Origin of the sequence: Bacillus sp. FSL K6-1338 (genome assembly GCF_038006965.1) — a bacterium.
In the GTDB taxonomy this organism is placed as follows: Bacteria; Bacillota; Bacilli; order Bacillales; family Bacillaceae_G; genus Bacillus_A; species Bacillus_A thuringiensis_S.
On the sequence record NZ_JBBOWI010000001.1, the window covers coordinates 2,327,519 to 2,345,873 of the forward strand.

Sequence of the window (18,355 nt, forward strand, 5' to 3'; positions counted from 1 at the left end):
ACATTTGGCAACTATCGTTTGGTTATAGAGTGAATGGATAAAAAGATACATTACTAGATACTTTATACGTGTACGCAATGGAACAATAAAATTCACATTTCCGAAAGGGGAATTATAATGATAAAACTTGTACTTATTCGTCACGGACAAAGTTTATGGAATCTTGAAAATCGCTTTACTGGATGGACAGATGTTGATCTATCAGAGAATGGATTAAGTGAAGCGAGAGAAGCAGGAGCAATATTAAAGAAAAACAGATATACTTTTGATGTGGCTTATACATCTGTATTAAAACGCGCAATTCGGACGTTATGGATTGTACTTCATGAGATGGATCTTACTTGGGTCCCAATACATAAATCTTGGAAGCTAAATGAAAGACATTATGGTGCATTGCAGGGGTTGAATAAAGATGAAACTGCTCAAAAATATGGTGAGGAGCAAGTTCATATTTGGAGAAGAAGTGTTGATGTAAGACCACCGGCTCTTACTGAAGACGATCCTCGATATGAAGCGACCGATCCAAGATATAAAACACTCAAAAAAGGTGAATTTCCATTAACTGAATGTTTAGAGGATACGGAGAAGAGAGTACTTGCTTATTGGCACTCAGAAATTGCGCCGATATTAAAAAATGGTAATAAAGTAATTATTTCATCACACGGTAACACAATTCGCTCGCTAGTAAAATACTTAGACAACCTTTCGAGTGATGGTGTAGTTTCATTAAATATTCCAACTAGTATTCCGCTTGTTTATGAATTAGACGAAAACTTACGTCCGATTCGTCATTATTATTTAAGTATGGATGGAGAAGTACCTGAAGGGGAAATTCCGAAACATATTTCTTTTTAATACGAAAATTTGAAATGAATGCTTGTCTACATATACAATATAGACTCATGGTAAAGTAAAATTTTAATCAGTGGGGGTCTTACTGCCCACAAATAGCAGGATAAAAGACGTGGTACCTTCTAATATATATGCGATGTAGCTAAATTTAGAAGCTTGTCCATGTCTTTTGTCATAAAGAGAGCGGCTTGCGCATGTAATGATATCGTGAGTAGTTTTTGAATGGAGGGTGATGTGATTAATGATCTCTAACATTCGAATTGGCTTATTTGTTTTAGCGATTGTCTTTGTAGTCCTTGTTTTCTTTTATTGGAAAAATGAGGAGTTGTACGAAGAGAAAAAGCAACGTATTAGAAAGACTTGGTATGGTTTGTTTATCATATCTGTCACCGTGTATTTCATGATAAAAGGAATTGATTTAACCCTCTGGAAAAATCTTTTAATGTTTACTGCAATGGTTATTTTTGTTGATATTGCGTTCATTTTAACGCCTAATATTTCAGAAATATGGGGTGCGAAATTTAGCGATATTGGCAAGACAGTTCAATCAATAAAACGATCATTAATTGCATCTAAAGCGAGAGGAGAAATATACACCACAATTATTCAAAATGTTAATCCAGCAGTTTTCGGTACGATGGAATGGCATACGGAAGAAGAATATACAAAGAGCTTAAATGTATTTTTAGATTCATATGGGGAAAAAATTGGCGCGAAAATTGTTGTTTTTGAAGCGGCAAAGGAATTAAATACAAACTTTCGTGGTATTCGCTCGCAATTTAGTATTATCGTTCCGTTAGAACATATCGAGCAATTGAATGAGCAGAAAGCAGTGCAAGTAGAAAATGTCGGGATTATACCAGCAAAAATAGTAAGTGATGTTTTCATTGTTATTGATGGAAAGAAAAATAACCTGCAAGATCGGGATTTTGAAAATGTATATAATTTAACAATACATCATAGTTATTTTAGTAAATAAGGACAGAATCTTTTTCTGTCCTTTTCTTCTATACATAAATTAAAAACAAAATCCGACAAAGTTGAATAAAATTGGACAATCATTCCTACACTAGCATGTAGAGGTGATTGTAGTGGTAAAAGATTATGACAATGATTTTTTTAAAGAAGATAACGAAGATACAACAGATTTCTCTTTAATAAAAGGGGATGCGTTGCAGCAAGTAGAAGAATTAGAAGAAGAATTAAAAAGAAAATCATAAGTGTACACTCTTTCTACATTTGCTATATAATATAAATAAAAGGTTGTATCTTTTTGAAAAGGGGGAGAAGAGATGGCTGAAGTCAATGTACAAAAGTCTTCGTTTTTTAAAGAAAAAAAAGAAGAATCCAATACAGATTTCTCTCTTGTGAAAGGTGCATTAACGGAGAATATAAATCGGTTAGAGAAACTGATGAATAATAGTAGTTCAAAATATATACAAGTGAAAAGAACAAAAGAAAATGCATAGAGCATTTTCTTTTGTTTTTTATTTAATAGTAAACTTATCTTTTACTTTTTTAGGTAAATCTGTTTTCTGAATCTCTTCATAGGACTTTACTTCAATTGATGATATTTCATTTTTGCTATTATCATCTTGATCTACATAAAGGCGTAAAAACGCGTCTTCATTTAATTTATGGTCGTTTTCTTTTTTTGTACTTCTAAATGTAATTTGTTTTTTGACACCATCTTCATGATATGCGGGCAGCGTATAGTTTCGTAAGTTTCTACCATCTACTTTTTCGATAGCTCTTTCGCCTTTTATCTGCATGTAATATACATCTTTACCAATTTTATTTAGTGACGCTCTCTCACAGCCAATAGTAAAACTAAAAAATAATAAACATAGTGTAATAATTGCTGCAAACTTTTTCATTTTCTTTATCTCCTTTAATGTGTTTCTTTAAAAAGTATACGACTATTATTAAATGAGAAAAATCGATATAGCTTACAACGCCCTTATAATGTTGTATGAGTGTTGTAAATAAAATGAACAATAAAAGTTAAAAGAAAGGTAAAATAATGAATCATGGTATAATGATAAAAGACTTACATACTATTTTTTCATTTTGAGAGGAGCTTGAAAAATGTATTCTACTTTAGAACAATTAACAAAGCACCCTGTATTTTATCATTTTGCAGAAATTTCAAAGATTCCTAGAGGATCAGGTAATGAAAAGGAAATTAGTGATTATTTAGTGGGCTTTGCAAAAGAGCGTAACTTAGAAGTCATTCAAGATGAAGCATTAAATGTCATTATTAAAAAAGAAGCAACAGCTGGTTATGAAAATGTACCAGCTATTATTATTCAAGGTCATATGGATATGGTTTGCGAAAAAAATCAAGCAACAGTACATGATTTTGAAAAAGATCCAATTGAATTACGAATCATTGGGGACATGTTATATGCAAATCAAACAACTTTAGGTGCAGATAATGGTATTGCAGTTGCGTATGCATTAGCTTTATTAGATTCAAAAGAAATTCCGCATCCAGCACTTGAAGTCGTTATCACTACTGAAGAAGAAACGACAATGGGCGGGGCTTTTGCTATTGATCCAAATCATTTTGAAGGAAAGATATTTATAAATATTGATTCTGAAGAAGATCATAAATTACTTGTAAGTAGTGCAGGTGGTGCGAAAGCTGTTGAAACAATTCCCGTAATTTGGGATGAAACACCAGCGAATATGGATGCATACCGTCTATATGTTGGCGGTCTAAAAGGCGGACATTCTGGTATGGAAATTGATAAACAACGCGGTAATGCGAACAAAGTATTAGGACGAGTGTTACGTGATTTATCAGCACATACGGAGTTTAACATAAGTGAAGTTCACGGCGGATTAAAAACGAATGCAATTCCGCGTGAAAGTGTAGCTACAATTTTAATTCGTACAGAAGATGTAGGGCAAGTAGAAGAAAAACTAGAATCATGGACACGTGTATTACAAGAAGAAATGCGTGCTGTTGATTCAGATGTTCATGTTACACTGACAAAATTGGATGAAACAGTTGAAAAAGTATTTGCTAAAGAGACACAAAAGCAGCTTATTTCATCATTATTCTTAATTCCGAATGGTATTCAAAGTATGAGCATGGATATTAAAGGTCTTGTAGAAAGCTCAACAAATTTAGGCGTTATTGAAACGTTGCAAGATGAAATTAAATTACGTAACGAAGTGCGAAGTTCTGTAAGTAGTTTAAAACAACATGTTGCAGAAGAAATCAAATATATTGCTGAATTAGTTGGTGCTACATTTGAAATAGAGTCAGAGTATCCAGAATGGCCATACAATCCAAACTCACAAATTCGTAATTTATTTGAAAAAGTACATCAAGAAAAATACAATAAAGAAATTGAAATCTTCGCTGTACATGCGGGGATTGAGTGTAGCGCATTCGTTCAAAAGATGCCTGAATTAGATGCAATTTCATTCGGACCAGACATCTTTAACGTCCACACTCCAGATGAACATATCAGTATCTCTTCTGTAGTGAATAACTGGGGATTCTTCGTTGATGTAATGAAGGGTACGAAAGAATTAGCTAAGTAATAACGACGAAATAAAAAGGAGCCTATAAAAATTTATAGGCTCCTTTTTTGTATTGGAATTTATCTCGCTATTTGCCGGGCAGTAAGACTCCCACCTCAAAATCCAGCGAGAGCAAAGAAGTTAGGTGGGGATCGGGCAGCCCGTAAAAGCCCGATTAGTTTAACTAATAATCAGTGAGGGATGAATAAAACCCCCACTGATTAAAGTTTTACTTTATGAGAAGTCATTTTTCGTTAGTATGTAATATTAAGCTTGAACAATTAATAAGGATGAATTGTTGATGTTTTTTAGTACTGATGAAGGGGTGGAGAAATGAAGGGAAGAAAGCATTTTATTGTTTGTATGGTTTTATTGTTCTTCACATTTAGTTTTATTGGTGTTCAGAAAATAATAGCAGAAGAAGTTGAATTTTCAGGGACAACAGCTCCATTGAATGTAAATGTTAGAGAGGCGAAAAGTTTGAATGCAAATATTGTAGATGTGATTCCCGGAAATACAAAAGTATCTTTTAAAGGATGGGAGTATGGTGAAGCGGTTAAAGATTACTGGACAGGAAATTTAGATAATCGTTGGTTTTACTATTTTAAAGATGGAAAAAAAGTATATGTAACGTCAGCGTATATTAATGGAAATCCTCCAAGTACACCAATAGACCGTAAATTATCTGTACCTAACATATTACAAGAAAGATCAAATTGGTGTTGGGCAGGCACTTCGGTTTCAGTTTTAAATTATTTTGGGAAAACTCCTTCACAAGATCAGTACGTTAGGTATGTTAAGGGTGGATCATATAATAATCCTGCAACTTCACGTGAAATACAATATGGATTATCGGGATATGGTGTTAGTTCAGCTATAAGTTCTGGAGCAAAATCGTATGATTGGTTCAAAAGTCAAATTAATAGTAATCAGCCGATGATTGTACTTATTATGTGGCAAAATGGAGCTAACATCGGACACTTTCTAGTACTTGATGGATTTTATAAAGGGACAAATGGAACAGATTATATAACGTACATGGATCCTTGGTATGGTGATCATTATAATCATAATTTCAGTACGTTCCATAACAATAATAATTTTTGGTGGAGTGAAACTGTTTATAATATCCATGCAAACTAATAATATTAAAAGCGGGGGTTCATAAATGGGAAATCTACTTAAGCTTGTGATACCGTGCATGTGTTTAATGACCGTTATTATTTTCGCTAGTAAAATTAGTTATGCATCAAAAAATAAAAGTGAATCAGTACAATCGATCGCATTAAAAGATTATCAATATAGTAAGGGAAGTTCTTCTGAAAATTTAAATTTTGAAAAAATAACAACATCTCCATTTTCGTTACCAATCTATGCAACAATTCCAGCACAGCAAATTTTAAATAGCTCTGAATTTAAGCAATTGCTATTACCAACAAATGAAAAGCTGTGGTTTATTATGAAGGGTGAGCAGCCAGAAGGACTAATTGTTGCGAATGATACTGAACCGATTCGAACGGGCGGAGAAAATAGAAGTAAAGATTTATATGGATTATATAAAGCAATAAAAAATAATACAAATGAAACAAAAGATATTAGTTATTTCGAATTTGAAGGGCAAGGAATATTGGTAGTAAATCAAAATAATGATCAAGAAATATACCTTAGCAAAGGTGCCGCTGCCATATTAAAACTTCCTGCTGGTCAAAAAGTATTGAGCAGTGAAGTAATACAGAAAATGAAAGAGAGAATTGTAACTAGTTTTGAAAAGTAGGAAGGGCTAATTCTTTTTTGTGTTTATACAAGGTTGAACAGATAACAGGATTAATGGTAGCATTAGGGCTGTTTAAAAGCTAATATTGAATATAAAAAGGTTAGAGAAGTTAATTCTCTAACCTTTTTATATTCTGCTATCTACTGTACAACCTTTTTGCATAGCTGAATTTCCTTATTAGAAAATAAGGGTGCATCTATAAAACCATAATGATAAACTAAAATACCTAATTCCACTCTAGAATTAATATGCCATTTTTCTTTAATATGATTAATTATCGTTGAAATTCTTCTAGGGGTAACATATATTTTTCTGGAAATTTCTGCATCTGTATATCCTTTTGCTACATAAATAGCCACTTCTAATTCTCTTTCGGTTAATATTCTTTTCATAAAATAAGTCCCTTCGAAATTGTTTATATAAAATCAAAAGAAACTATTAAAAGAAATAAAGGTCAAAAATCATATTTATTTCTTTTAATTTCGCTATTTGCGGGCAATAAGATTCTCACCTCAAAATTTAGCTGTGACAAAGAAATCGAACTACCTGTAAACGCCTGCTTGGAGTGGACTAATAATCAGTGGTGATGAATAAAACTCCCATTGGTTATTAGTGAACTTTATTGTAATAATTTCTCATATTGTGATACAAGTTTGTGAAAAACTATAAATCCATATAAATAGTAATTGTAACTATACTAATTTTACATTACATTAAAAGTTGGAAAATATTCTTATACTCATAAAGTGTTACATTTGAGGGAGGAAAGATGGAATTCTACAATCTTGGTATTATTATTAAAGAACTTAGAAAGAAAAAAAATATGTCACAATCTGAATTATGTCATGGAATATGTTCACAAAGCCAAATTAGTAAGATAGAAAAAGGGATTATTTATCCATCTAGCATATTGTTGTATCAACTATCTGAAAGACTTGGTATTGATCCAAATTATATATTTGCACTGACCAAAAATAAAAAAATAAAATATATTGAAAATGTAAAATGTGTAATGAGAGATTGTGTGAAACAAAAAGAATATAATGAGCTTTACGAAATAGTGAAAAAAGAGAAAAACGAAAATAATTTCCAATCAAAAGAAGATAAACAATTTCTATTATGGCATGAAGCGATTGCTATATATTATGTAAATGGAGCAACAATTAATGCTTTTGACATTTTAAATAGAGCACTAAAACAAACTTTAAGTAGTAGTAACTTTTTATCAGAAAAAGAAATAAGCATAATGAATTCAATTGCTATAATACATGCAGAAAATGAAGAGTATGAGAAAAGCATAAATATATTAAAACAAAGTTTAATTAATTTTAATAAGATAGAATTTCCTAGAGAAAAAGAAATCAAATTAAGACTCATTCATACGTTAACAAAATGTCTACACCTTGCAAATCAATATGAAGAAGCGATTAAGTATAGTGAAATAGGTATAAAATTAGCCATAAATATGAATACTTTATACTTATTAGGTGAATTGTTTTTTGAAAAAGGTGCAATTTTATTGAAAGTTCAGCACTCTAATGAAGTTGGTTTAACATACATAAAAAAGGCATTATTTATATTTGAACTAACAGAAAGAAAACAATATATAAAAATGATCAAGGATAAATATATTAAAAATGAAGAATAAACAAGAAACAATCCTAACATAAGCTATTTTTAATTGGTATTTATTCCTAAAAAAAGTACTGTAATACGAACTATTCCTTATTGTTGTTTATTGCTAAAATAAGTACCGTAATATTAGATAAAAATAAAGGGTGGCATTTTATGAAATCAAGAGGGATTACTCGTAAAGCAGATAGCATGGGGCGTATTGTTATTCCAATGGAAATAAGACGGAGTTTAGGAATTGTAGAAAAAGATTCTCTTGAAATGTTTATAGAAGAGGATCAGATTATTTTACGAAAATATCAATCTCCAAGAGCTTGTGCACTTACAGGTGATATTTCAGACAGCAATATTTCGTTAGCGAATGGGAAGATTATTGTAAGTCCAGAGGGGACGGAACTATTAATAAAGAAGTTACAGCAATATCTTTTAAAATAAAAGGTAAGTAAGGATTTTAAAATAGAATATTCTTGTAAAGAAAGTCCTCTATCATTTAGGGGGCTTTTTTATCCGCTATTTGCCGGGTAATAAGACCCCCACCTCAAAATTCAGCGGAAGCAAAGAAGTTAGGCGGGGGCCCTGTTGCTCGTAAAATCCCGATTGGTGAGGGCTGATTAAAGTTCCACTTTATTACAGTTAGTTCAATGAAATACAAATTACCTTAAAATAGTCTGACTATTTTTTATAAAAAAACTATTCGTTTACATTTTTTGGTTTCGTGTTATATTTTTATTGTTAATATTAGTGTATTGAAAATTCTGATTTCAATCTTAGGAAAATTCTAGGGAAAGGAATATTTGTGCTTGAATTGAAAATCCTATAAACATAGTTTGAAAGTAAAGTATGAAAAGAAATCTCCATTAAATATACTAATTTAATGGAGATTTACGGGGTTAATGTAACTAAAAAGAAATTTTGTTTACTCCACGTTTATGCTCTGTAATTTGGTAACTGTAATAGCTCTGACGAAAAGCAAAGGAGCAAAAAAGAAGTAGGTAGTTTATTTAATAGAAGATATGGTGAAAAAATAAAACAACGGAGGTTTTATAATGAATAAAGGAATACTGCAGATTACAGAAATCGAAGAAATTAGCATTCCTAATGTATTGAAGGATAAAATCAAGAATCTAATAGACCATGAATTAAAAACTCATAATCCTTATACTTGTGATCAAGAAATAGCTGCAAGCTTTTCAAGAGAGTGGCTTAATTGTTTGATTGATTATTCAAAGAAAACTTCGAATTCAGATATGAAAAAACTACTACATATGATAAAAGTAGCGAATTGTGGTGGAAACGTACCACCTACTCTTATTAAAAATATTCCATGTGATCCTATGGAAACCCTATTACCTGGGGAAAATCGCAAAGGTTTTAATTATGGTGAAGACGAAGACGATAGAATGAAAAAATATTTTTATGCAGAATGGGTCACATGGCTTTTTGCCACACTTTTTAATTATGATGCTTTAATTCACCCATCCGAACATGCAGGGAAAAATAGATTTCACCTCATTTCCCCTTTGAACAACGATGAAGTTTTGCGAAATGTCGGTGCAAGCACCGGTGGCGGGAACTTTTATCAACATAACGATGCCACAGTGTATACAGACATGAAAGACCAATCAGATATTGAAGCAAGATTGAAAATATTCAATACGAATTTAGAAATTGTATCAAATAGACTTAATAAATCCGTGGAACGAATAGTGTCTGAAATTACTTGTGGAAAATTTACTAGAGTTGATGCTCTTTTATTAAAAGGAGTGTTAAATTTAAAAACTCAAACTCATATTGGAACGCCAAAATTACTTCAAAAGCATCTTGAAGAAAATCACTTCAGTAAAGATGATATATTGGCGATAAGTAAAATGCCTATTGCTCATATCGCAGGAATGGCGGATGGTGAAATATCGGGATTTGTAGGGGAAATAAACCAAATCATATTTTTGGATGATAATGGTGATATTATTGCAACTTGTTTGAATGGAGCAGAAAATAGATTGATTTATGTGGGAAAAAGTGAAGAAGAAAAATTGAAATTTGACATGTTTTTAGAACTCTTACGAACAACGCCCACTTATAAGGTTCCACTTACATCTGAAGATTTATTAATTATTCCAAATTCATACTATGGTAAACAAACAAATGTAACTCATGGTAGGGAAAGGTTATCTGAGGAAGAATATAAAATTCCGATTGGAGATAATAAGTACGGAAGAAGAATTGTTTGCAGGCAGTACGTTTCCAGCCGATTACGTGATCAGAAAGAAAGTTACTTTACAGATATTATTAACTAGTTTAAAGAGAGGAGGGACGATGGGGAGGTTTGGGGTATAATAGCTCAAGCCTTCCCATATTCTTTGTATGGATTTTACTATTGAATTACTCATATTACTATTTTTAGTAGCTGTATTAGCAGGGTGGATAGATACAATTGCTGGAGGCGGTGGTATGATAACTATCCCGATAATGTTATTAGTAGGTATGTCTCCTTCTGTAGCGATAGCAACTAATAAACTGCAAGGGAGTAGCGGAACTCTCATGGCGACAGTGTTTTTTATTAAGAAGAAAGAAATTAATCTTAAAGAAATGCGTTTGTCCATCTTAATGACCTTTTTTGGATCAGTTTTGGGTGGATGGCTTGTTTTACAGATACGGGCAGAATATTTAATCATGATATTACCTTTTTTACTTATTATTATTGGTCTTTATTTTCTATTATCTCCAAATATAGCAAACGAAGATCGACCGAGAAAAATAAGTATGTTGTTGTTTGCGTTAACAGTGCCTCCATTCCTTGGATTTTATGATGGTTTCTTCGGCCCAGGAACAGGTAGCTTGATTGCTTTAGCGTTCATTCTTTTATGTGGATATAGTGCTACACGGGCAACTGCAAATGCTAAGATTTTGAATTTTACTAGTAATTTCGCTGCTTTGTTGTATTTTATTATTTTTGGCCAAATCGATTGGACAATTGGATTGATTATGATGCTTGGTCAAATTATAGGGTCATATATTGGGGCGAAGATGGTGCTTACAAAAGGGACGTCATTAATACGACCAATAGTGGTTATTGTTTGCTTTGTCATGGCAATTAAGATTTTTTTACAAAATATGAACTAAATGTAATAAATATAGTATTTGTATCGAAGTTAGAGTGTTTTCATGTTGTTATTGCAGTATTACACTGTTTAAGATGTGTTCAAAATTACACAATTTGACTAGTGTAATGTATTGCGTTATGCTTTTTCTATTATAAAAGAAAGGCTTGAAGATAATGATTCGTCGTTTGAGAAAGCTAAAAAATGTAGCAGTCGTAGTAAGCTTCTAAGTAAATAGCAAAATATATAATACTTAGAAGCGAGGAATAAAGTTATGAAGCATCCATTATTTAATCATTGGTCAGAAACAAAATATATAAAAGATATAGTAACAAATCCACTCATTGAAGTAGGAGAGTACTCCTATTATTCAGGGTATTATGGTCATCAAAATTTTGAAGATGGTTGTGTAAGGTATTTGTGGGGGGATGCTAAGTCACAAGCACTGTTTAATCCAATTGAACAGATGGGATGGCATCTTGATAAACTCATTATTGGGAATTATGTTTGCATTGCAAGTGGAGTAGTCATTTTAATGGGTGGTAACCATAATCATCACTCAGAATGGATTACAGTATATCCATTCGCTGAGCAAATTGAACAATCATATGAAACTAAGGGCGATACAGTCATTAAAAGTGATGCTTGGATTGGAATGAATGCTATAATAATGCCTGGCGTTACTATTGGTGAAGGTGCAATTGTTGCTGCAGGATCTGTCGTAAGTAAAGATGTTCCGCCGTATACAATAGTTGGTGGAAATCCTGCTAAGGAAATAAAGAAACGATTCACTGATACAGAAATAAACATGTTAATGGAAATGCGTTGGTTTGATTGGGATAGGAAATTGATCGAGAAGGCAATTCCGCTGTTATCTAGTCCATCCATTGAACCATTATTTGCTTTTTATAAAAATGAAGTAAAAAATAAATAAATTAGTTAGTTAGAAAAACTACATTCAGTATTGGGTGTAGTTTTTTTATTACAAAAAACTAATGGTTTAGACTAAAGAAAATTTATCTCTAATATAAGTCTAGCAAATAGCTCAATTGAATAATTAAAATCCCGATTGGTGAGGGTTAATAATTAGTGGGGATGAACAAAACCCCCACTGATTAAAGTTTCACTTTATTTTTTGTAAATGTGGAACAAATGTATTATGTAGATTGTCTATTAATTGTAATCCTAAAAAATATGAAAGTGCGAATCATTTTAAAAAATATAAGGGGATTAAAAATAAGGATATGCGTGGGAATACAAAGTATCAGGGCACCTAAAAGTGTCAGATGAAATGGTCTATATGAAAGCAATCCTAACGTTTAATATGTATATACAATTTGAGAACACTTTCTATTTTTTTGAGATTATGTTAGAATAACGCTTTTTTGAGTACAAAGATATTGGAGGTAACAGAAGTGAAAGGTATGTTTTGCAAGAGATTTATTGCAATAGTAACAGTGCTTACACTATTTTTTAGTATGTTCGTTACATTTGGAAGAGCAGCAGCGGAAACAGTTTCTGCTATAGAGGTTGAAGCAGGATCAGCAATTTTAATAGAAGCAAATTCCGGAAAAATTTTATATCAAAAAAATGCAGATGAATCATTGGCAATTGCTAGTATGACAAAAATGATGAGCGAATACTTAGTTCATGAAGCGGTAGATAAAGGAAAACTTAAATGGGATCAAAAAGTTAAAATTTCTGAATATGCACATAAGATTTCGCAAGATCGTTCATTATCAAATGTTCCATTAGAAAATGGTGGCTCTTATACGGTAAAAGAGTTATATGAGGCAATGGCAATTTATTCTGCAAATGGTGCAACAATTGCTTTAGTTGAAGAGATTGCTGGTAAAGAGGGCAATTTTGTAAAAATGATGAACGATAAGTCGAAAGAGTTTGGAATGAAAGATTATAAATTTGTAAACTCTACAGGCTTAACAAATCAAGATTTAAAAGGATATCACCTAGAAGGGACAACTCTAGACGAGAAAAATAAAATGTCTGCAAGGGATTGTGCAATTTTAGCACAACGTCTTATTCAAGATTTTCCCCAAATATTGAATACAGCGAAAATTCCTAAAAAAACATTCCAAGAGGGTGGTAAATATCCAATTGATATGGCGAACTTTAACTGGATGTTAAAAGGTTTAATTAAGCAATATGAAGGTGTAGATGGTTTGAAAACAGGAACGACTCCAGAAGCGGGAGATTGTTTCACTGGTACAGTAGAAAGAAATGGTATGCGCCTAATTTCTGTAGTGATAAAAGCAAAATCTCATACGGCACGCTTTGATGAAACAAAGAAATTATACGGTTATGGATTTGCGAATTTTGAAGTGAAGAATTTCTACGGAAAAGATTCAGTAGTAAAAGGACATGAAACGGTACGAGTAGCAAATGCAAAAGAGAAAGATGTAGTAGTTCAAACGAAGCAAGCTGTTTCACTTCCAATGCGGAAGGGAAACAAAGACGGTTATAAAAAAGAATTTAAAGTATCAAATAAAGAACCAGAAGCGCCTATTAAAAAAGGTGTAACAATTAGTAAAATAATTATCTCGCCTAAAGATAATACCGATCCTGGGTTCTTATCAGGTAATTCATTACAAATAGACCTTGTAACAAAATCTGATGTGGAACAAGCAAATTGGTTTACACGTTTTATACGTAAAACTGGATCTTTTTTTAGTGGTATGTGGGATAGTGCGATTGATATAGTAAAAAGCTAATTTTATAGGATACAACTAAATATTAGTTTGAAACAAAAGGTTTCAAAGTATTATAGATTCTTATGTGGATAGTTTGGAATGAAAGATTGTATTACTTTTCAAATTTGGTCCTTCGGAACTTTTTGTATTTCTATTAAGCTAAAATAAATTTGTATCCATATACTCCAAAAACGCTATTCTTTTTGTAGAAATATACAGAAGGGATGGCGTTTATTATGAATCTTTCGATTTAAAGGATTCTGGTGCAAGGTTAGTTTAATAAAGTTACATGATGAAAAACCACCCATTAAAGTTTCACTTTATAAAAATTTAATAAAATCTTTTCTTTGTATTAAATATTTTGTTTTAAATTATGTATATAAAGAAATGGAGGTCAAATTAACTTTTTACTGCTTATATTAGGAATTTAAAGAAACGATGTGTACAATTCTCTCACTACATTCGCATAGTGGCCTTTATGAAAAGCAAAATCTACAATTTACAAGGAGAACATTTTATGAGTAAGAGAATAAAAGAATTAGATTCCATACGAGGGTTAGCGGCACTTACTGTGGTATTTGGACATTTTTGTTTAATGCTACCATCGTTGCCTAATTCTATTAAATTTTCCCCGCTTAGGTTTTTATGGGCGGGTGGGGAAGCTGTTATCGTTTTTTATGTACTAAGTGGTTTTGTGTTATCGATGGCACTTTATCATTCAAAAACAAATTATTGGGGATATTTAATTAAGAGATTTGTAAGAATCTATATTCCTTATTATTTTTGGATAATTGTTTCCTTTGTTTTATTTATTTTATTTTCGTCGTATGAAGTGGTAGGACTACGGGATTGGTTCTATGATAGGTGGCAAGGGTCTATAACAAAATTAGATATTCTAAACCACTTTGTGCTTCTTAATAACTTTTTTACGGAAAATTATAATCCAGTTATTTGGTCATTGGCTCAAGAAATGCGTATATCTATTGTGTTTCCTTTGTTATTCCTTCTTTTTTATAAATTGAATTGGAAGAAAACGATACTATTTGCTTTGAGCTTTTCTTTAATTAGTGTTTTTCTCAATGTGTTGTATATTGGGAAAGCTGAAGGATTTTATAATGGTTATGCTGATACACTGCATTTTACATCTATGTTTATGGTTGGAATGTTACTTTTTAAGTATCAGGAAAAACTTATCTACTCATATAGGAATATGAAAAAATTTAAAAAAGGATTTCTTATTGCATTAGGGATTATTCTGTATTTATATTCCATTTTAATTTATGGTTTTTCCCGTAATGATACTACTTTCTTATTAAAAGATTGGGGTGTCGTAATGGGGGTTGGTATATTTATTATAATGGCTATGAGTAACCTAAAAGTAAAAGCATTTTTAAATAAGAGTGTATTTGTATATTTAGGAGAAATTTCATACAGTATCTATTTGTGTCATTTTCCAATCATGATGGTACTATTTAAACTTTTGTATACAAAGATACCTATCTTTTTCCTTCTTACTTTATGCATTGCAATGACACTACTTTTTTCTATAGTTTCATATCATTTAATCGAAAAGAAATGTATCAACTGGGCAAAACAAAGAACAACCAATTTTTTGAAAAAAGTATAATTCCTAGAGAAATTTTATTTCTTTAGTAAATATACGAATATGACCGATTCCTAAGTATACTTAGGAATCGGTCAATTTTGGATTCTAAATGTAAATATAATAAAGTGGAATATAATTGAAATCGAAAACCACTTAGAAATAACAATTACGGTGTGAGCTATTGTATAGTATAGATATGGTTAATAATAAAGGGGGAATACATATGTGGAAGCGATTTGTAGCAATTGGTGATAGTTTTACAGAGGGGATAGGGGATGAAGTTGAGGGAATTGCATTAAAAAGCTGGATAGATCATTTTGTTCAACTGTGTGAAAACGATATAAAATATGCTAATTTGGCAAAGCGTGGCTTAGTAACTAAAGAAATTCGCTCGCAGCAATTGGAAAAGGCGTTAACTTTTAATCCAGATTTGGTTAGTCTCATTGCAGGGGCAAACGATGTTTTAAAAGGACGTTGGAATCATGATGCATATAAGAACGATATGGAATTTATGATAGATTCATTAAGTAAAGCAGGGGCTGATATTATTATAGCAAACCTTCCTGATTTTACAGTTAGGCTTCCTTTTGCTTCTGAAAAAAAACAAGTAATAAAAGAACAATTATTAGAGGCAAATGAAGTTATACGTTCACTGAGCAGAGAATATAAGTTTCATCATGTTGATTTTTGGAATCATCATTTAGTTAATGACAATACGCTTTGGTCTAAGGATTTAATTCATCCAAACTCAAAAGGATATGTAAAAGTTGCTGATTTGATTTTTAGTAGTTTGTCTGTACAGAAGACAAAATAATAGTTTGCAATTTAACGAATATGATATTAATTGTGCTAAGCTATGTTTTTTAGTAAATGGAGAGAACTAGAAATTTAGCATACAAAGCGTATCTACGATATATTTCTACAGTAGTGCATAAATGTAGAATTACAAAGAAAGATCACTTATGGAAATAGGTGGTCTTTAAACGTTTTTATAACTAAATTAAAATATATACTGTAGTACTAACAATTTCGTACTACATAAAAATTAAGTTCTCTTATAGGAAAACTGATTTTATATTATCTTAAAATATAATAACATATTCAAATCATATTTTGGGTGTGTATCCTAATTGTGAATAAATTGTAATTTTTTTGAAGTGTAAATATCTAATAAATAAAATAGGTAGTAGGTGCAGAAGTATTAATACTATATTATTCAATTCTGTTATGAGTACATTAGTAATTGGTAGTATTATATTTTTATTATCAATTTTAGTTATTGGAATTAATTTGCATAGAAAATATGTAGGATAAGAAAAGATAAATATACTTTATTGTATATTTATCTTTTTGTTTAGTAGGATTTATAGTCTCTTTAAACTATTATGTTAATAAAATTAAGAAACTTAATTTTTGATATCCTTATGGCTAAAGCCATCTATAAACTGACAATATAACTAAATAATTGTTTGGTATGATTTGTGGGTTGGTTTTTTTATCCGAATTTTCTGATTCAAATATTTCAACTTTATGAATATAGTAGGTAAAATATTTGTGTGATAGTATTTGAGATAGAAAAAAGCCAACTTTAAAAAGGATGTGAATTGAATGTGCAAACAACTATAAATGGTTATATTAAGGTAATGTTTAGCTGTTTTTTAGTGTAAGGTAAAGGTCTATGTTGTAACAGTTGATATAAATACGAAGAAATAGGTGCGCCTAAATTTATCTGACTATTTAAAATAAACTAAACCTTGAGATTAGTCTAGGTTTTGACGAAGTTACATTCTAGGTGAAATCTTTATAATGATTAATTAGGTTTAATAAAGGGGTACCTTATACGCAAAAGCGTTTATATTAGTAACCTAAGGAGCTTGCTTTTATGAAAACTACTGATTCAAAAGGCCTATTAGGAAATAGGGTTTATTTACAAGTTTTCTCTGCTTATTCATTGCTTATGCTTGGTGTTTTTATTGATATGTTAGCGATTATGACTATAGTTGGGTTTGAATGGGAAGTAGATCCTACTATGATTGGATTGATCCCTGTTGCATATGCACTTCCTGGAATTATTTTTGGCTCATGGGCAGGTGTTATTGCAGATCGTTTTAGAAAAATTCCAATTATGATGTTCTGTAATCTAATGGTTGGTCTAATAACAATTGCTCTTTTATTTGTACAAGATATCCACTGGCTCTTAGTGGCATTAATGATTCGTTCCATTTTTATTGTTTTCTATTATCCTGCACAGCAAACACTAACAAGACAGATTGTATCCCCGGACTTACTTACTAAAGCAGTAAGTATCAACGGAATAGTAGAGCAGGGTACCAAGATAGTAGGTCCACTTATAGGGGGCATGTTGCTGAGCTGGTTTCAACCAGAGTTCTGCCTCATTATAAGAGCTATAAGTTGTTTATTAGCTACCTTAGTTCTCATACCCACAATAAAATTTAAAGAAACTATATCGAAAGAATTTGTTGAAAAGCAAAAACAAAGTACTTGGACCGCTTGGGTACAAGGGTGGGGGTATGTGTTATCTAATCGGATAATATTATCAACCATGATTTTCGTTACAATAGCCATGGCAGTATTACAATTAGTCGACTCACAATTCCCAACTTTATTTAAGAGCTTATTCCCACATGATAAAAGTAAAATGGGATATATCATTTCTATTATTGGTCTTGGCGGAATACTTGGTGCACTACTAACTCAGAAATTAAAACAATTTCAATATGGCTGGGTAGTATGTGGAGGTATGGTTTTAATGGGAATTGGTTTTGGGGGGATTGGTTTGATAACGCCCGGTACGGTCTTCGTTTTAGCCTATTTAATTAGTTTTATCGCTGGTATCGGAAGTGGGCTGATGCTTGTATCTAATCAAGTCATTTTACAAATAGAATCCGACCAAGATCAAGTAGGAAGAGTATTTGGTATACAAAGCAGTTTAACAAACGCAGTTCTAATTATTTCTCCTGCTATGAGTGGCCCATTAGTGCATTTGTTTGGAGTAACTCAACTCTATGTTTATGGAGGGATTGGGCTTGTTATTATTGGATTAATTGGAGTTTCACTGCAGAAATATTTATGGGCTAAACATAAACACGAACCTATAAGAGCAAATAATTTTTGAAGGGGAGAT

General features: G+C 31.6%; 18 protein-coding genes. 16 read left to right on the plus strand and 2 right to left on the minus strand.

The features are described from left to right. The first annotated feature begins 117 nt into the window (after nucleotides 1–117). From gpmA to spoIISB, 4 genes are all read left to right on the plus strand, one after another. Nucleotides 118–855: a 2,3-diphosphoglycerate-dependent phosphoglycerate mutase gene (gene gpmA, locus NZ044_RS12105; protein ID WP_000594159.1), complete on the plus strand. Its 738-nt coding sequence runs from the start codon at nucleotides 118–120 to the stop codon at nucleotides 853–855. Between the two features lie 238 nt (nucleotides 856–1,093). Further along, complete coding sequence (locus tag NZ044_RS12110; protein WP_000624981.1) at nucleotides 1,094–1,831, plus strand: type II toxin-antitoxin system SpoIISA family toxin; 738 nt, start codon at nucleotides 1,094–1,096, stop codon at nucleotides 1,829–1,831. 112 nt (nucleotides 1,832–1,943) lie between these two features. Then, on the plus strand, nucleotides 1,944–2,072 hold the full coding sequence (locus tag NZ044_RS12115; protein ID WP_000237817.1) for a hypothetical protein: 129 nt from the start codon (nucleotides 1,944–1,946) through the stop codon (nucleotides 2,070–2,072). 72 nt (nucleotides 2,073–2,144) lie between these two features. Next, nucleotides 2,145–2,321, plus strand: coding sequence for a stage II sporulation protein SB (gene spoIISB, locus NZ044_RS12120; RefSeq protein ID WP_000852629.1), 177 nt, complete (start codon nucleotides 2,145–2,147; stop codon nucleotides 2,319–2,321). 18 nt (nucleotides 2,322–2,339) lie between these two features. Here the strand turns inward: spoIISB and NZ044_RS12125 are convergent, their stop codons facing one another. After that, nucleotides 2,340–2,729: a YxeA family protein gene (locus tag NZ044_RS12125; RefSeq protein ID WP_118961890.1), complete on the minus strand. Its 390-nt coding sequence runs from the start codon at nucleotides 2,727–2,729 to the stop codon at nucleotides 2,340–2,342. A 211-nt stretch (nucleotides 2,730–2,940) separates the two neighbouring features. Here NZ044_RS12125 and pepD point away from each other — a divergent pair, with 211 nt between their 5' ends. The 3 genes from pepD (at nucleotide 2,941) to NZ044_RS12140 (ending at nucleotide 6,163) form a co-directional block, all read left to right on the plus strand. Beyond that, complete coding sequence (gene pepD / locus NZ044_RS12130) at nucleotides 2,941–4,410, plus strand: beta-Ala-His dipeptidase (RefSeq protein WP_000287540.1); 1,470 nt, start codon at nucleotides 2,941–2,943, stop codon at nucleotides 4,408–4,410. Between the two features lie 312 nt (nucleotides 4,411–4,722). Continuing rightward, nucleotides 4,723–5,532 (plus strand): papain-like cysteine protease family protein, encoded by an 810-nt coding sequence (locus NZ044_RS12135; RefSeq protein ID WP_000678376.1) that lies wholly within the window; start codon nucleotides 4,723–4,725, stop codon nucleotides 5,530–5,532. Nucleotides 5,533–5,557: 25 nt separating this feature from the next. After that, nucleotides 5,558–6,163, plus strand: a complete 606-nt coding sequence (locus NZ044_RS12140; RefSeq protein ID WP_000527414.1) for a hypothetical protein — start codon at nucleotides 5,558–5,560, stop codon at nucleotides 6,161–6,163. A gap of 140 nt (nucleotides 6,164–6,303) precedes the next feature. On the opposite strand, the gene NZ044_RS12145 is transcribed toward NZ044_RS12140, so the two are convergent. Then, nucleotides 6,304–6,555, minus strand: a complete 252-nt coding sequence (locus tag NZ044_RS12145; RefSeq protein WP_000821942.1) for a response regulator transcription factor — start codon at nucleotides 6,553–6,555, stop codon at nucleotides 6,304–6,306. 377 nt (nucleotides 6,556–6,932) lie between these two features. Here NZ044_RS12145 and NZ044_RS12150 point away from each other — a divergent pair, with 377 nt between their 5' ends. The 9 genes from NZ044_RS12150 to NZ044_RS12190 all read left to right on the plus strand — a co-directional run bounded on the left by NZ044_RS12150 (nucleotide 6,933) and on the right by NZ044_RS12190 (nucleotide 18,346). After that, nucleotides 6,933–7,811, plus strand: a complete 879-nt coding sequence (locus NZ044_RS12150; protein WP_000397974.1) for a helix-turn-helix domain-containing protein — start codon at nucleotides 6,933–6,935, stop codon at nucleotides 7,809–7,811. A 140-nt stretch (nucleotides 7,812–7,951) separates the two neighbouring features. Further along, on the plus strand, nucleotides 7,952–8,230 hold the full coding sequence (locus tag NZ044_RS12155) for an AbrB/MazE/SpoVT family DNA-binding domain-containing protein (RefSeq protein ID WP_000842214.1): 279 nt from the start codon (nucleotides 7,952–7,954) through the stop codon (nucleotides 8,228–8,230). A 611-nt stretch (nucleotides 8,231–8,841) separates the two neighbouring features. Beyond that, nucleotides 8,842–10,092 (plus strand): hypothetical protein, encoded by a 1,251-nt coding sequence (locus NZ044_RS12160; protein WP_001032355.1) that lies wholly within the window; start codon nucleotides 8,842–8,844, stop codon nucleotides 10,090–10,092. A 67-nt stretch (nucleotides 10,093–10,159) separates the two neighbouring features. Then, complete coding sequence (locus NZ044_RS12165; RefSeq protein WP_042598004.1) at nucleotides 10,160–10,918, plus strand: TSUP family transporter; 759 nt, start codon at nucleotides 10,160–10,162, stop codon at nucleotides 10,916–10,918. Nucleotides 10,919–11,170: 252 nt separating this feature from the next. After that, nucleotides 11,171–11,830 carry a CatB-related O-acetyltransferase gene (locus tag NZ044_RS12170; protein WP_000682536.1) on the plus strand — a complete coding sequence of 220 codons (660 nt, stop codon included), beginning with the start codon at nucleotides 11,171–11,173 and terminating at the stop codon, nucleotides 11,828–11,830. 481 nt (nucleotides 11,831–12,311) lie between these two features. Then, a complete protein-coding gene (locus NZ044_RS12175; protein ID WP_340949764.1) occupies nucleotides 12,312–13,625 on the plus strand; it encodes a D-alanyl-D-alanine carboxypeptidase family protein in 1,314 nt (437 codons plus the stop codon). Between the two features lie 457 nt (nucleotides 13,626–14,082). Continuing rightward, entirely contained in the window at nucleotides 14,083–15,231 is a 1,149-nt protein-coding gene (locus tag NZ044_RS12180) for an acyltransferase family protein (protein ID WP_003282126.1), read from the plus strand. A 202-nt stretch (nucleotides 15,232–15,433) separates the two neighbouring features. After that, the gene (locus NZ044_RS12185) at nucleotides 15,434–16,024 is read left to right on the plus strand and encodes an SGNH/GDSL hydrolase family protein (RefSeq protein ID WP_000265867.1); all 591 of its coding nucleotides are present in this window, start codon (nucleotides 15,434–15,436) and stop codon (nucleotides 16,022–16,024) included. Between the two features lie 1,068 nt (nucleotides 16,025–17,092). Continuing rightward, nucleotides 17,093–18,346 (plus strand): MFS transporter, encoded by a 1,254-nt coding sequence (locus NZ044_RS12190; protein WP_000858612.1) that lies wholly within the window; start codon nucleotides 17,093–17,095, stop codon nucleotides 18,344–18,346. Nucleotides 18,347–18,355: the final 9 nt, after the last annotated feature.

Excerpts from the sequence above, each read along its gene's own strand:
- spoIISB (WP_000852629.1), top strand. The coding sequence starts at position 2,145 with ATGGCTGAAGTCAATGTACAAAAGTCTTCGTTTTTTAAAGAAAAAAAA.
- pepD (WP_000287540.1), top strand. The coding sequence starts at position 2,941 with ATGTATTCTACTTTAGAACAATTAACAAAGCACCCTGTATTTTATCAT.
- NZ044_RS12145 (WP_000821942.1), bottom strand. The coding sequence starts at position 6,555 with ATGAAAAGAATATTAACCGAAAGAGAATTAGAAGTGGCTATTTATGTA.
- NZ044_RS12135 (WP_000678376.1), top strand. The coding sequence starts at position 4,723 with ATGAAGGGAAGAAAGCATTTTATTGTTTGTATGGTTTTATTGTTCTTC.
- NZ044_RS12125 (WP_118961890.1), bottom strand. The coding sequence starts at position 2,729 with ATGAAAAAGTTTGCAGCAATTATTACACTATGTTTATTATTTTTTAGT.
- NZ044_RS12180 (WP_003282126.1), top strand. The coding sequence starts at position 14,083 with ATGAAAAGCAAAATCTACAATTTACAAGGAGAACATTTTATGAGTAAG.
- NZ044_RS12110 (WP_000624981.1), top strand. The coding sequence starts at position 1,094 with ATGATCTCTAACATTCGAATTGGCTTATTTGTTTTAGCGATTGTCTTT.
- gpmA (WP_000594159.1), top strand. The coding sequence starts at position 118 with ATGATAAAACTTGTACTTATTCGTCACGGACAAAGTTTATGGAATCTT.
- NZ044_RS12140 (WP_000527414.1), top strand. The coding sequence starts at position 5,558 with ATGGGAAATCTACTTAAGCTTGTGATACCGTGCATGTGTTTAATGACC.
- NZ044_RS12170 (WP_000682536.1), top strand. The coding sequence starts at position 11,171 with ATGAAGCATCCATTATTTAATCATTGGTCAGAAACAAAATATATAAAA.
- NZ044_RS12185 (WP_000265867.1), top strand. The coding sequence starts at position 15,434 with ATGTGGAAGCGATTTGTAGCAATTGGTGATAGTTTTACAGAGGGGATA.
- NZ044_RS12150 (WP_000397974.1), top strand. The coding sequence starts at position 6,933 with ATGGAATTCTACAATCTTGGTATTATTATTAAAGAACTTAGAAAGAAA.
- NZ044_RS12160 (WP_001032355.1), top strand. The coding sequence starts at position 8,842 with ATGAATAAAGGAATACTGCAGATTACAGAAATCGAAGAAATTAGCATT.
- NZ044_RS12190 (WP_000858612.1), top strand. The coding sequence starts at position 17,093 with ATGAAAACTACTGATTCAAAAGGCCTATTAGGAAATAGGGTTTATTTA.
- NZ044_RS12165 (WP_042598004.1), top strand. The coding sequence starts at position 10,160 with ATGGATTTTACTATTGAATTACTCATATTACTATTTTTAGTAGCTGTA.
- NZ044_RS12155 (WP_000842214.1), top strand. The coding sequence starts at position 7,952 with ATGAAATCAAGAGGGATTACTCGTAAAGCAGATAGCATGGGGCGTATT.